At 62.1% G+C, this 13,197-nt stretch carries 12 protein-coding genes; 5 read left to right on the top strand and 7 right to left on the bottom strand.

Going from position 1 to position 13,197, the window contains the following annotated elements; all coding sequences use genetic code 11:
* Positions 1–5: 5 nt before the first annotated feature.
* The 6 genes from fba to tkt form a co-directional block, all read right to left on the bottom strand.
* Entirely contained in the window at positions 6–1,070 is a 1,065-nt protein-coding gene (fba, locus tag BFP89_RS10450; protein WP_003177554.1) for a class II fructose-bisphosphate aldolase, read from the bottom strand.
* A 269-nt stretch (positions 1,071–1,339) separates the two neighbouring features.
* On the bottom strand, positions 1,340–1,672 hold the full coding sequence (locus BFP89_RS10445) for an MliC family protein (RefSeq protein WP_065885405.1): 333 nt from the start codon (positions 1,670–1,672) through the stop codon (positions 1,340–1,342).
* A 60-nt stretch (positions 1,673–1,732) separates the two neighbouring features.
* Entirely contained in the window at positions 1,733–1,960 is a 228-nt protein-coding gene (locus BFP89_RS10440) for a hypothetical protein (RefSeq protein WP_065885404.1), read from the bottom strand.
* Positions 1,961–1,991: 31 nt separating this feature from the next.
* Positions 1,992–3,155, bottom strand: a complete 1,164-nt coding sequence (locus BFP89_RS10435) for a phosphoglycerate kinase (protein WP_015886293.1) — start codon at positions 3,153–3,155, stop codon at positions 1,992–1,994.
* Between the two features lie 17 nt (positions 3,156–3,172).
* Positions 3,173–4,228, bottom strand: coding sequence for an erythrose-4-phosphate dehydrogenase (gene epd / locus BFP89_RS10430; protein ID WP_065885403.1), 1,056 nt, complete (start codon positions 4,226–4,228; stop codon positions 3,173–3,175).
* A 138-nt stretch (positions 4,229–4,366) separates the two neighbouring features.
* A complete protein-coding gene (gene tkt / locus BFP89_RS10425; RefSeq protein WP_065885402.1) occupies positions 4,367–6,364 on the bottom strand; it encodes a transketolase in 1,998 nt (665 codons plus the stop codon).
* A 259-nt stretch (positions 6,365–6,623) separates the two neighbouring features.
* On the opposite strand from tkt, the gene BFP89_RS10420 reads away from it, so the two are divergent.
* From BFP89_RS10420 to BFP89_RS10405, 4 genes are all read left to right on the top strand, one after another.
* A complete protein-coding gene (locus BFP89_RS10420; protein WP_065885401.1) occupies positions 6,624–7,619 on the top strand; it encodes an ArsR/SmtB family transcription factor in 996 nt (331 codons plus the stop codon).
* A 19-nt stretch (positions 7,620–7,638) separates the two neighbouring features.
* Positions 7,639–8,829: a methionine adenosyltransferase gene (gene metK / locus BFP89_RS10415; RefSeq protein ID WP_065885400.1), complete on the top strand. Its 1,191-nt coding sequence runs from the start codon at positions 7,639–7,641 to the stop codon at positions 8,827–8,829.
* A gap of 273 nt (positions 8,830–9,102) precedes the next feature.
* Complete coding sequence (gene ligB, locus BFP89_RS10410; RefSeq protein WP_065885399.1) at positions 9,103–10,764, top strand: NAD-dependent DNA ligase LigB; 1,662 nt, start codon at positions 9,103–9,105, stop codon at positions 10,762–10,764.
* Positions 10,765–10,804: 40 nt separating this feature from the next.
* Positions 10,805–11,200 carry a DUF1090 domain-containing protein gene (locus BFP89_RS10405; RefSeq protein ID WP_065885398.1) on the top strand — a complete coding sequence of 132 codons (396 nt, stop codon included), beginning with the start codon at positions 10,805–10,807 and terminating at the stop codon, positions 11,198–11,200.
* A gap of 6 nt (positions 11,201–11,206) precedes the next feature.
* On the opposite strand, the gene BFP89_RS10400 is transcribed toward BFP89_RS10405, so the two are convergent.
* Positions 11,207–11,656, bottom strand: a complete 450-nt coding sequence (locus BFP89_RS10400; protein WP_065885397.1) for a c-type cytochrome — start codon at positions 11,654–11,656, stop codon at positions 11,207–11,209.
* Positions 11,657–11,783: 127 nt separating this feature from the next.
* On the opposite strand from BFP89_RS10400, the gene BFP89_RS10395 reads away from it, so the two are divergent.
* The gene (locus tag BFP89_RS10395) at positions 11,784–12,977 is read left to right on the top strand and encodes a murein transglycosylase A (RefSeq protein WP_065885396.1); all 1,194 of its coding nucleotides are present in this window, start codon (positions 11,784–11,786) and stop codon (positions 12,975–12,977) included.
* Positions 12,978–13,197: the final 220 nt, after the last annotated feature.

Genomic DNA, 13,197 nt, shown 5'->3' with positions numbered 1-13,197 from the left:
AAGACTTAGTTCACCTTAGCGTTCAACTCACCTTTCAAATACCGCTGGTACATTGCTTCCAACGAGATCGGTTTGATCTTCGAAGCATTACCGGCAGTACCGAAGGCTTCATAACGTGCGATACATACATCACGCATCGCGGTCACAGTCGCACCGAAGAATTTACGCGGGTCGAATTCGCTCGGGTTGGTGGCCATCAGGCGACGCATCGCACCGGTGGAGGCCAGGCGCAGGTCTGTGTCGATGTTGACCTTGCGCACGCCGTACTTGATGCCTTCGACGATTTCTTCAACCGGCACGCCGTAGGTTTCCTTGATGTCGCCGCCGTACTGGTTGATGATCGCCAGCCACTCTTGCGGTACCGAGGAAGAGCCGTGCATCACCAGGTGGGTGTTGGGGATGCGTTTGTGGATTTCCTTGATGCGATCAATCGCCAGCACGTCGCCGGTAGGCGGCTTGGTGAACTTGTAGGCGCCGTGGCTGGTGCCGATGGCGATGGCCAGGGCGTCGACCTGGGTCTTCTTGACGAAGTCCGCAGCCTCTTCCGGGTCGGTCAGCATCTGGCTGTGGTCGAGCACGCCTTCGGCGCCGATGCCGTCTTCTTCACCGGCCATGCCGGTTTCCAGGGAGCCCAGGCAGCCCAGTTCGCCTTCCACCGACACGCCGCAGGCGTGAGCCATGGCCACGGTTTGTTGGGTCACGCGCACGTTGTACTCGTAGTCGGTCGGGGTCTTGCCGTCTTCGCCGAGGGAGCCGTCCATCATTACCGAGCTGAAGCCCAGCTGGATGGAGCGCTGGCACACGTCAGGGCTGGTGCCGTGGTCCTGGTGCATGCACACCGGGATGTGCGGGAATTCTTCGATGGCGGCAAGGATCAGGTGGCGCAGGAACGGCGCGCCGGCGTATTTGCGGGCACCGGCCGAAGCCTGGACGATCACGGGGGAGTCGGTCTTGTCAGCGGCTTCCATGATGGCGCGCATCTGCTCAAGGTTGTTGACGTTAAAGGCTGGGACGCCGTAGCCGAACTCGGCTGCGTGGTCCAGCATTTGACGCATGCTGATAAGTGCCATTGTGTTGTCTCTCCCGATCGAGGGTCGTTAATCGTGCAAGCCTGCCGTAGCGGCGGCTGCTATTCAAGTTATTGCAGATCAAGGGGTTGAGCTTGAGCTGCTGAATCGTTATTGCTGGTGTAGCCGACTCAAATTCCAAGTTGAAACCGAATCAATGTGGGAGGGGGCTTGCTCCCGATAGCGGTCAGCCTGACACCCAAGTGCTGACTGACACGCCGCAATCGGGGGCAAGCCCCCTCCCACATTTGGATCTCATCTCATGACAGATCTCAGTTGGCCTTGCAGCCGCGCCCAATCAGATCATCCGTGGCCACCCAATACACCAGGCCTTCCTCACCCTTGGTGTGAAAGGCCAGTTGGCCGTCGCTGTACAGCGCGCCCGATGCCGCCACGTCCTGCTTGAGGCGGTAGACCTGATCCGAACCACCGAGACGTACATCCACCTCGCTGCGGTCCTGATTGACAAAGCGCCAGTTGACCTCGGCCTTGCTGTCGCAGGTCCAGGTGGTCCACTTGCCTACAGGCTCTGCCTTGTCGAACATGCTCATGCTGCTGCAACCGGCCAACAAGGCCAGGGTTGCCAGGGCGAAAACGCCTTTCATTGCCAATCCTCGCAGGGCGACCAGAGGCCGCCGTTGCTGTGGGTTAGTGGATCAGACCCGTCATGGGCAACCCTGTTCCTGACCGTTGGGCGCGGAGTCGTATTTCTCCAGCCGTTCGTTGCCGATGCGCTTGTTGATCACCGGCATGGTCTCGGCTTGCCAGTCAGCCTGGTAGCAGCTTTTTTTAAGCGGGGCCGAGGCCTTTTCCGCCTCGGGCGCCGCACTCGGCGTGCTGCCGCAGCCGGCCAACAGGCCCGCTGCGATCACCAGTGCCAACGACTTGATCATGGGAACACTCCTTTTCCTGATCACGCGCGCCTTAACCCTTGGCCCGGGTTTCCAGCACTTCCACGGCCGGCAGTACCTTACCCTCGACGAATTCGAGGAACGCACCGCCACCGGTAGAAATGTAGGAGATCTGATCAGCAACGCCATATTTATCGATGGCCGCCAGGGTGTCACCGCCGCCGGCGATGGAAAATGCGGAGCTTTCAGCAATGGCTTTGGCCAGTACTTTGGTGCCATTGCCGAATTGGTCGAATTCGAAGACGCCGACCGGGCCGTTCCACAGAATGGTCTGGGAAGCTTTCAACAGTTCAGCGAAGTTGGCTGCGGTTTGCGGGCCGATGTCCAGGATCATGTCGTCGTCGGCCACGTCAGCGATCAGCTTGACGGTCGCTTCAGCGCTTTCAGCGAATTCCTTGGCGACCACCACGTCCACCGGCAGCGGCACGCTGACTTTGGCGGCGATGGCGCGGGCGGTGTCCAGCAGGTCCGGCTCGTACAGGGACTTGCCCACCGGGTGACCCGCTGCAGCCAGGAAGGTGTTGGCGATGCCGCCGCCGACGATCAACTGGTTGCAGATCTGGCTGAGGCTGTTGAGCACGTCCAGCTTGGTGGAGACCTTGGAACCCGCGACGATGGCGGCCATCGGTTGTGCCGGAGCGCCCAGGGCCTTGCCCAACGCATCCAGCTCAGCCGCCAGCAGCGGGCCGGCCGCGGCGACCTTGGCGAACTTGGCCACGCCGTGGGTCGAGCCTTCGGCGCGGTGGGCGGTGCCAAAGGCGTCCATCACGAACACGTCGCACAAAGCTGCGTATTGCTGGGCCAGTTCGTCGCTGTTCTTTTTCTCGCCCTTGTTGAAGCGCACGTTTTCGAACAGCACGATGTCGCCGGCTTTCACGTCCACGCCACCCAGGTAATCTGCGACCAACGGCACGTCACGGCCCAGGGCCTTGCTCAGGTACTCGGCGACCGGCTTGAGGCTGTTTTCGGCGGAAAACTCGCCTTCGGTCGGGCGGCCCAGGTGGGAGCAGACCATCACGGCCGCGCCTTTTTCCAGGGCCAGCTTGATGGTCGGCAGCGAGGCCAGGATTCGCGCATCGCTGGTGACAACACCGTCCTTGACTGGGACGTTGAGGTCTTCGCGAATCAGTACGCGCTTACCTTGCAGATCGAGGTCGGTCATCTTCAACACGGTCATGGGTCGCAGTTCCTGAGTTACTGTTGAGGTTGTTTAGCGGCGATGTGCAGATAGTGTTCTGCCACATCAAGCATGCGGTTGGCAAAGCCCCATTCGTTGTCGAACCAGGCCAGGATGTTCACCAGCCTCGGGCCGGAAACGCGGGTCTGGCTGGCATCGACAATGGCCGAATGCGGGTCATGGTTGAAATCACAACTGGCGTGCGGCAACTCGGTGTAGGCCAGCAGGCCTTTGAGCGGGCCGCGGGTGGCGGCGTCGCGCAGGATCCGGTTGACCTCCGTCGCATCGGTGTCGCTGACGGTTTGCAGGGTGATGTCCAGGCAAGACACATTCACCGTCGGCACCCGTACGGCTTTGGCCTGGATTCGTCCGGCAAGTTCCGGCAACAGTCGCTCGATGCCGCGGGCCAGGCCGGTGGACACCGGAATCACCGACTGGAATGCCGAGCGCGTGCGGCGCAGGTCTTCATGATGATAGGCGTCGATCACCGGCTGGTCGTTCATTGCCGAGTGAATCGTGGTGATCGACACGTAATCGATGCCGATCGCCTGATCCAGCAGGCGCAACAACGGCACGCTGCAGTTGGTGGTGCACGAGGCATTGGACACCAGCAGCTCAGCGCCGGTCAGGCAATCCTGGTTGATGCCGTAGACGATGGTGGCGTCGACATCGGCCTCGCTGGCCATCGGCTGGGAAAACAGCACGCGCGGTGCGCCGGCGTCGAGAAAACGCTGGCCGTCGGCACGGGTGTTATAGACACCGGAACATTCCAGCACCAGGTCGACGCCCAGTGCTTTCCAGTCGATGCCTTCAGGAGTGGCGCTGCGCAAGACCTGCACGCAGCTGCCATTAATATGCAGACAATCACCTTCGATCCGCACTTCGCCGGGGAAACGGCCGTGGGTGGAGTCAAAGCGTGTCAGGTATTCGATGCTGGCCATGTCGGCCAGATCGTTGATCGCGACAATTTCAAACCCGGCCGCCGCCCCTCGCTCGAACAGCGCACGCAAGACGCAACGACCAATGCGGCCGTAGCCGTTGAGTGCAACTTTGTAGGGACGCGGTTGGGGCATGGGGTTCTCGATCAAGGTTAGTTCGGTGTTGAATGTTCTGACGCCATCGCGGGCAAGCCCCCTCCCACATTGGACCGCAATCCAAATGTGGGAGGGGGCTTGCCCGCGATGGCGCCAGGGCAGACAACGCAGACTGACTTAGTCTTCCAGCAGTTCTTCAGCCTGACCCAGAATGTTTTCCAGGGTGAAACCGAACTCTTCGAACAACGCTGGCGCCGGCGCCGACTCACCGTAGGTGGTCATGCCGATCACGCGGCCTTCCAGGCCCACGTACTTGTACCAGTAGTCAGCGTGGGCCGCTTCGACAGCGATACGCGCGCTGACCTGCAACGGCAGTACCGATTGCTTGTAGCCGGCGTCCTGGGCTTCGAACACGCTGGTGCACGGCATGGACACAACGCGAACGTTGCGACCTTGCGCGGTCAGCTTGTCGTAGGCCTGGACGGTCAGGCCCACTTCGGAACCGGTGGAGATCAGGATCAGCTCCGGCTCGCCGATGCAGTCCTTGAGCACATAACCACCACGGCTGATGTCGGCGATCTGCGCGTCGGTCCGCACCTGGTGCTGCAGGTTCTGACGCGAGAAGATCAGCGCCGAAGGGCCGTCCCTGCGCTCGATGGCGTGCTTCCAGGCCACGGCGGATTCCACCGCATCGGCGGGGCGCCAGCAGTCCAGGTTCGGCGTGGTGCGCAGGCTGGTCAGTTGCTCGACCGGCTGGTGCGTCGGGCCGTCTTCACCCAGGCCGATGGAGTCGTGGGTGTACACATGGATCACACGCTTCTTCATCAGCGCGGCCATGCGTACGGCGTTACGGGCGTATTCCATGAACATCAGGAAGGTCGCGCCGTAAGGCACCAGGCCACCGTGCAGGGACACACCGTTCATGATGGCGCTCATGCCGAACTCACGCACGCCGTAGTACATGTAGTTACCGCTGGCGTCTTCAGCCGACACGCCTTTGCAGCCTTTCCAGAGGGTCAGGTTGGAGCCGGCCAGGTCGGCCGAACCGCCGAGGAACTCCGGCAGCAACGGGCCGAAGGCGTTCAGGGTGTTCTGGCTGGCTTTACGGCTGGCGATGGTCTCGCCCTTGGCCGCGACTTCGGCGATGTAGGCCGAGGCTTTTTCCGAGAAGTCGGCAGGCAGGTCACCGGCCAGGCGGCGTACCAGTTCATTGGCCAGCTCCGGGAATTCGGCGGAGTAGGCAGCGAAACGCTGGTCCCACTCGGCTTCGGCAGCCAGGCCTTTTTCCTTGGCATCCCATTCGGCGTAGATATCGGCCGGGATTTCAAACGGGCCGTGGGTCCACTTCAGCGCTTCACGGGTCAGGGCGATTTCCGCGTCACCCAGTGGGGCGCCGTGGCAGTCTTCCTTGCCTTGCTTGTTCGGCGAACCGAAACCGATGGTGGTCTTGCAGCAGATCAGGGTCGGCTGCGCGCTCTTGCGGGCGGTGTCGATGGCGATCTTGATTTCTTCCGGATCGTGGCCGTCGACGTTGCGGATTACCTGCCAGTTGTAGGCTTCGAAACGCTTGGGGGTGTCATCGGTGAACCAGCCTTCGACTTCGCCGTCAATGGAGATGCCGTTGTCATCGTAGAAGGCAATCAGCTTGCCCAGGCCCAGCGTGCCGGCCAGGGAGGCGACTTCGTGGGAAATGCCTTCCATCATGCAGCCATCACCCAGGAACACATAGGTGTGGTGGTCGACGATGTCATGGCCGGGGCGGTTGAACTGCGCGCCCAGGACTTTTTCCGCCAGCGCGAAGCCGACAGCGTTGGCCAGGCCCTGGCCCAGGGGACCGGTGGTGGTCTCGACGCCTGGGGTGTAGCCGAATTCAGGGTGGCCGGGGGTGCGGCTGTGCAGTTGACGGAAGCTTTTGAGGTCGTCGATGGTGACGTCATAGCCGGTCAGGTGCAGCAGCGAATAGATCAACATCGAGCCGTGGCCGTTGGACAGCACGAAGCGGTCACGGTCGGCGAACGATGGATTGCTCGGGTTGTGTTTCAGGTAGTCACGCCAAAGTACCTCGGCGATATCCGCCATGCCCATCGGGGCACCGGGATGGCCGCTGTTGGCTTTTTGCACGGCATCCATGCTGAGGGCACGAATGGCGTTGGCACGCTCACGACGGCTGGGCATCGCTGATCTCCTGGGGGCTTGAATAAGGAAACGGAAAAAAGGACCGGCATTTTCCCTCAGCCACCGCCTGCGGGCAATGACAGATAGTCACTTGAGCAGGTTTTTCCCGCGGTTTGCGCGCCGATCCCTTGCACAATTGCGCTGCGGGTTCGTCTAAAGGCAATAGCGGCTGCTTATAACCGCCACTTATCGATCAATATCAAAACTTTTTGATATTGACCTTGCGGCGAGTACCACCCGTCTCTAGACTGCTGGCCTTATGAACCTACCCGTGCCCACCCTGCTTCCCGCCGACAGCGATGAACTGGCAGCCCTTTGCAAGGCTGCGGGTGATCCGTTGCGCTTGAACGTATTGCGCGCACTGGCCAATGATTCATTCGGGGTACTGGAACTGGCGCAGATCTTCGCCATCGGCCAGTCCGGCATGAGCCATCATTTGAAGGTGCTGGCCCAGGCCGACCTGGTGGCCACCCGCCGCGAAGGCAATGCGATTTTTTACCGCCGCGCCCTGCCCCACACCGAGTTGCTCGGCGGCAAGTTGCACGCGGCGCTGCTCGAAGAAGTCGACAACCTGGGCCTGCCCGGCGCTGTGCAAGCGCGGATCGCCCAGGTGCACGGGCAACGTGCTGCCGCCAGCCAGGACTTTTTCTCCCGGGTCGCCGACAAGTTTCGCGCCCAGCAGGACCTGATCGCCGGCTTGCCCCAGTACCGCGAAAGCGTACTGGCGCTGTTGGACAAGCTGAGCTTCAGTGATAAGGCCACGGCCCTGGAAGTGGGCCCTGGCGACGGCGGTTTTCTGCCGGACCTGGCGCGACGCTTCGGGCAGGTGACGGCACTGGACAACAGCCCGGCAATGCTCGAACTGGCCCGCCAGTTGTGTGAGCGCGAAGCGTTGGCCAATGTCAGTCTGCAACTGGCCGACGCCCTGAGTGACACTAGCCTGCAGGCCGATTGCGTGGTGCTGAACATGGTCTTGCACCATTTCGCCGCCCCGGCCGATGCGCTCAGGCAAATGGCCGGGCTGTTGCACCCCGGCGGTAGCCTGCTGGTGACGGATTTATGCAGCCACAACCAGAATTGGGCCAAGGAGGCCTGCGGTGATCTCTGGCTGGGTTTTGAACAGGACGATCTGGCCCGTTGGGCCACCGCTGCGGGACTCGTTCCCGGGGAAAGCCTCTATGTAGGTTTACGTAATGGTTTCCAGATTCAGGTCCGCCATTTTCAGCGACCGGCTGGCGACACTCACCATCGGTAAATATCAGGAAAACATCGAGATGAGCGAATACTCCCTTTTCACCTCCGAGTCCGTGTCTGAAGGGCATCCGGACAAAATCGCCGACCAGATTTCTGACGCGGTGCTGGACGCCATCATTGCTGAAGACAAGTTCGCCCGTGTGGCGTGCGAGACTCTGGTGAAAACGGGCGTGGCGATCATCGCCGGCGAAGTCACCACCACGGCCTGGGTCGATCTGGAACAGATCGTGCGCGACGTGATCACCGACATCGGCTACACCAGTTCCGACGTGGGCTTTGACGGCGCAACCTGCGGCGTGATGAACATCATCGGCAAGCAGTCCCCCGACATCAACCAGGGCGTCGACCGCGCCAAGCCTGAAGATCAGGGCGCCGGCGACCAGGGCCTGATGTTCGGCTACGCCAGCAATGAAACCGATGTGCTGATGCCTGCGCCTATCACCTTCTCCCACCAGTTGGTCCAGCGCCAGGCCGAAGCGCGCAAATCCGGGCTGCTGCCGTGGCTGCGCCCGGACGCCAAGTCCCAGGTCACCTGCCGCTACGACGGCGGCAAAGTGGTTGGTATCGACGCCGTCGTACTGTCCACCCAGCACAACCCGGACGTCTCCTACAAAGACCTGCGCGAAGGCGTGATGGAGCTGATCGTCAAGCACGTGCTGCCGGCCGAACTGCTCACCAGGGACACCCAGTTCCATATCAACCCGACCGGCCAGTTCATCATCGGTGGCCCGGTGGGCGACTGCGGCCTGACCGGTCGCAAGATCATCGTCGACAGCTACGGCGGCATGGCCCGCCACGGCGGTGGTGCATTTTCGGGCAAAGACCCGTCCAAGGTTGACCGTTCCGCCGCCTACGCCGGTCGCTACGTGGCCAAGAACATCGTCGCCGCAGGCCTGGCCGAGCGTTGCGAGATCCAGGTGTCCTACGCCATTGGCGTAGCCAAGCCGACGTCCATCTCGCTGAATACCTTCGGTACCGGCAAGATCAGCGATGACAAGATCGTCAAGTTGGTGCGTGAGATTTTCGACCTGCGTCCTTACGCGATCACCACCATGCTCGACCTGCTGCACCCGATGTACAAGGAAACCGCAGCCTACGGCCACTTCGGCCGTACCCCTGCGCAGAAGACGGTCGGCGACGACACCTTCACCACCTTCACCTGGGAAAAAACCGACCGCGCCAACGACCTGCGGACCGCTGCCGGCCTGTAATCGCTCGCGGCCGCCAAAGCCCCGCCGGGTTCGCCCGGCGGGGCTTTTTTGTTTCTCAAAGGTTGCAACAAAATCGTTGAAACCGCGGCCGAAGTCGACGCGGGCCAGCAAAAGCGCGGCGCCGAGACGGATAACAACGACGCGCCGCACGCGTGGGGCGACCTGTTCCACCCAAGCAGAAACACCCGGTAAAAAGCCCCGCTCGGTCGGGGCTTTTTTGTGGCCGTGCCGATCACTTAGGCTGAGCACCCTTTCCGAGCAAGGATGCTCACGATGCGTCTGTTGATGATTTTCCTGATCAGCTTTCTAACGTGCCGGGCCTGGGCCGAAGACTGCCCCGATGATGTCCGAGCGCAAATCGACACGTTGGCCAGGCAGGTCAGCCAATGGGATGACGCCTACCACCGACAGGGTCAATCCCCCATCAGCGATGAACTGTACGACCAGGCCCGGCGTCGCCTGGCCCATTGGCGCAAATGCGCGCTGCAACCCACACCCAGGACTGACAACCCGCTGGCAAGCGCTCGTGGCACAGTCCGCCACCCGGTCGCCCATACCGGCCTGGAGAAGCTGTTGGACGCGTCCGAAGTGGGTGATTGGCTCAGCACCCGACAGGAGGTCTGGATTCAACCCAAGGTCGACGGCGTCGCCGTGACCCTGGTGTATCGCAAAGGCCGATTGCACCAACTCATCAGCCGCGGCGACGGCCTGCTCGGTCACGATTGGTCCGCTGGCGCACGCAGAATCCCGGGTATCGTCCAGCAACTGTCGGAGCCGGTCGATGCGGTACTGCAAGGCGAGCTCTACTGGCGCCTCGACGACCACGTACAGTCCGCACAGGGCGGGCTCAACGCGCGCAGTAAAGTGGCTGGCTTGATGAACCGACGGCAATTGAGCGACACCGAGGCAGGCGGGATCGGGCTGTTCGTGTGGGCCTGGCCCGAGGGCCCGGCCAGCTTCACCGAGCGCCTGGCCACGCTGGCGCGGTGGGGGTTTACCGACAGCCAGCGGTATAGCCAGTCCATCGCCAGCATCAGCGATGCCGCGCGCTGGCGTCTGCATTGGTACAACCATCCGCTGCCGTTCGCCAGCGATGGCGTGGTGTTGCATCAGGCGGCGCGCGCGCCGGCCAAACGCTGGAAAGCCAGCGCACCCTACTGGGCCGTGGCCTGGAAGTACCCGGTGAGCAAGGCGTTGGCGCTGGTGCGCAAGGTGCAGTTCAGGATCGGGCGTACCGGGCGTATCACACCGATTCTCGAACTGGACCCCGTGTGGCTGGATGATCGGCAAATCAGGCGGGTCAGCGCAGGCTCGCTGAAAAACTGGCAGAACCTGGACATCCGTCCCGGCGACCAGGTGTCCATCAGCCTGGCCGGCCAGGTCATTCCCCGGCTCGATGAGGTGGTCCTGCGCAACAAGACCCGGGTGGAAGTGCCGGTGCCCGATGCTCGCGACTTTCATGCCTTGAGTTGTTGGCAACTGGACCCTGGTTGCGAGGAGCAACTGCTCTCGCGCCTCACCTGGCTGAGCAGCAACCAGGGCCTGTCCTTGCCCCATATGGGCCGTGAAACCTGGAACGTATTGATCCAGGCCGGTCTAATCGCAGGCTTTCTCGATTGGTTAACCCTGGATGCGGCAGAGCTTGCTAACATTGATGGCTTCGGCGAACGCACCCGTACGCGGGTGCTCGACAGTATTCACAGCGCCCGCAAACGGCCTTTTGCACAATGGCTCAAAGCATTGGGGGTGCCGCCCGCGGCGCGCAACAACCTGCAGGGCGACTGGCATACGCTGGTCGCCAAAGACACCCAAGCCTGGCTGGCCTCTGACGGCATCGGCCCGGGACGCGCAGCGCAACTGAGCGCTTTTTTCCGCGACCCGCAGGTACAGGCATTGGCTGAAATATTACATGGCGCCGGCATAGACGGTTTTTGACACCGGCCCGGCCCTCTGATTGCTACCTTGGAGCCCTTATATGAAATTTCTTGCCCCTCTTGCGTTACTCACCTTCGCAAGCTTCACGACCACGCCGCTGCTGGCCGCCGACGAAGCCCCCCAACTGACAGGCTGCGCCGCCAAGCGCCAAGCCATCAGCACCCAGATCGAACAGGCCAGGGCCCATGGCAACAGCGCCCAACAGGCCGGGCTGGAAAAAGCCCTGAGCGAGGTCACCGCCAACTGCACTGACGCATCGCTGAAGAAAGAGCGCGAAAACAAGGTGCTCGATGCCAAGCACGAAGTCAGCCGCCGTCAGGCCGACCTCGACAAGGCCATGAAAAAAGGCGATGCGGACAAGATCAACAAGCGCAAGGACAAGCTCGCCGAATCGCGCAAAGAGTTGCAGGATGCGGTGGAAGAACTCGACCAGTAAAACCGCTCAATGGTCCCGGAACTGCTTATGGCAAGCGCTGCAGGCATCTTCGACTTTCTGCACCGCAGGTTGAAGGCTGCCGGCCTTATAGGGCTGGACGCGGCTTGCGGTCACCAATTCACCGGTGGCCGCCTCAAGGTCGCGAGCCAGTTGCTGGAATTGCGCCTGCTTTTGCCACACCTCGTCCCTGGCACTGGTGTGGTCGTCTTCACGTACGCTCGGGAAGTGCTGCCAGGGTTCATGGGCCAATGCGTCCAGCTTGACCGCGCCGTCGGCAAACCGGGCGCCGTCGAACGGGATACGCCCGCGCAACATGCCGCCCAGGTCTTCGCTGGTCTTGAGCATCTGCTTGAAGATCGCCTTGCGCTGGCCCAGGGGCGAATTGGGGTCAACACCGCCGCAGGCGGACAAGGCCAGGCAGGCCAGCGCTACAACCGTCATATGTTTAAAAGTCATGGTGGCTCAGGGTCACGGGAAACGGCGGCCAGTATCCCCGCCTCGTCCGCAAAGACCAATAGCCCTATTAATAATAAGGGTTGCCCAACGCGATAAAGCCCGGGCAATCGCTTCAGGAATTACGTGCATGAATGACAATTGGAAACCCTGGAGCCGCCTGGCGTGGGCTCTGCCGATGATCGCGCTGCTGGCCGGCTGCGACCTGGGCAAGGACGCGGGCAAAGAACCCGCCAAAGAAGAAGCCGCCAAACCCCATGCCGTCGCCACTTACGTGAGCGCGCCGTGGGAGGCGCTGCCATCCGTTTCCGACAGCGATCTGCTGGCAGGTTTCGAATCCTGGCGCAGTGCCTGCCAGCGCCTCAAGGCCGACCCGGTCTGGGGTGCGACTTGCGCAGCCGCAGCCGGCGTGCCGGGCGATGCCGTGGCGGTTCGCGGGTTCCTCAAGGAGCGCCTGGATGTATTTGGCCTGCGTTCAGCCGACAACACACCGAACGGCCTGATCACCGGCTACTACGAGCCGGTCTACCCCGGCAGCCTCACCGAAACCGCCACCGCCCATGTGCCGGTGTACGGCGTTCCGGATGACCTGATTATCGTCAACCTGGAAGCCATCTACCCGGAACTCAAGGGCAAACGCCTGCGCGGTCGCCTGGAGGGCCGTGTGCTCAAGCCGTATGACGATGCCGGCACCCTCAACGGCCAAGGCTCGAGCGCCAAGCCGATCGCCTGGCTGACCGACCCGATGGACCTGCAGTTCCTGCAGATCCAGGGCTCAGGGCGTATTCAACTGGCCGGTGGGCGTCAACTGCGCGTGGGTTATGCCGACCAGAACGGCTATCCCTATCGCCCTATCGGTCGCTGGCTGATCGAGCAGGGCGAGCTGAAAAAGGAAGACATGAGCATGGGCGCCATCAGCGCCTGGGCCAAGGCGCACCCGCAACGCATCCCCGAACTGCTGGCGAGCAACCCCAGCTACGTATTCTTCAGCGCCCGCCCCGACAGCAATGAAGGGCCGCGCGGCTCGCTGAACGTGCCCTTGACAGCAGGATACAGCGTGGCGGTGGACCGCAAGGTGATTCCGCTGGGGAGTCTGTTGTGGCTGTCCACCACCAAACCCGACGGCTCGCCGATCGCCAGACCCGTCGCCGCCCAGGACACCGGCGGCGCCATCACCGGAGAAGTACGCGCAGATTTGTTCTGGGGCACAGGCGAAGCAGCAGGCGAGTTGGCGGGGAACATGAAGCAGCAGGGACAGATCTGGATGCTATGGCCCAAGGGTACGCCGCTGCCGCACGTGCCGGATGCCCCCGCTGGCACCTGACAGCCGTATCTACACAACCCTGTAGCGCCCAACGCTAACCACGATGCGAAGCGAGTCGCCCTTGATCTTGATCTTGATCTGCTTTTGATCTCAGGCGCCCCGTTAAACCACGCTGGCCGAACGCAAGCTTGAATCCGTGGGCAACCCGGCAGGACGCCGGGTTAGCCGCACTGGGCCAGGGATGGCCCATTGCGGCGGCCCACGGATTCAAGCCTTCGAT

The organism is Pseudomonas sp. 31 R 17, assembly GCF_900004915.1.
Taxonomy (GTDB): domain Bacteria; phylum Pseudomonadota; class Gammaproteobacteria; order Pseudomonadales; family Pseudomonadaceae; genus Aquipseudomonas; species Aquipseudomonas orientalis_A.
The sequence above is the reverse complement of the archived record's forward strand: the minus strand, read 5'-3'. Positions and strand labels throughout refer to the sequence as shown.

Excerpts from the sequence above, each read along its gene's own strand:
- fba (WP_003177554.1), bottom strand. The coding sequence starts at position 1,070 with ATGGCACTTATCAGCATGCGTCAAATGCTGGACCACGCAGCCGAGTTC.
- BFP89_RS10445 (WP_065885405.1), bottom strand. The coding sequence starts at position 1,672 with ATGAAAGGCGTTTTCGCCCTGGCAACCCTGGCCTTGTTGGCCGGTTGC.
- BFP89_RS10440 (WP_065885404.1), bottom strand. The coding sequence starts at position 1,960 with ATGATCAAGTCGTTGGCACTGGTGATCGCAGCGGGCCTGTTGGCCGGC.
- BFP89_RS10435 (WP_015886293.1), bottom strand. The coding sequence starts at position 3,155 with ATGACCGTGTTGAAGATGACCGACCTCGATCTGCAAGGTAAGCGCGTA.
- epd (WP_065885403.1), bottom strand. The coding sequence starts at position 4,228 with ATGCCCCAACCGCGTCCCTACAAAGTTGCACTCAACGGCTACGGCCGC.
- tkt (WP_065885402.1), bottom strand. The coding sequence starts at position 6,364 with ATGCCCAGCCGTCGTGAGCGTGCCAACGCCATTCGTGCCCTCAGCATG.
- BFP89_RS10420 (WP_065885401.1), top strand. The coding sequence starts at position 6,624 with ATGAACCTACCCGTGCCCACCCTGCTTCCCGCCGACAGCGATGAACTG.
- metK (WP_065885400.1), top strand. The coding sequence starts at position 7,639 with ATGAGCGAATACTCCCTTTTCACCTCCGAGTCCGTGTCTGAAGGGCAT.
- ligB (WP_065885399.1), top strand. The coding sequence starts at position 9,103 with ATGCGTCTGTTGATGATTTTCCTGATCAGCTTTCTAACGTGCCGGGCC.
- BFP89_RS10405 (WP_065885398.1), top strand. The coding sequence starts at position 10,805 with ATGAAATTTCTTGCCCCTCTTGCGTTACTCACCTTCGCAAGCTTCACG.
- BFP89_RS10400 (WP_065885397.1), bottom strand. The coding sequence starts at position 11,656 with ATGACTTTTAAACATATGACGGTTGTAGCGCTGGCCTGCCTGGCCTTG.
- BFP89_RS10395 (WP_065885396.1), top strand. The coding sequence starts at position 11,784 with ATGAATGACAATTGGAAACCCTGGAGCCGCCTGGCGTGGGCTCTGCCG.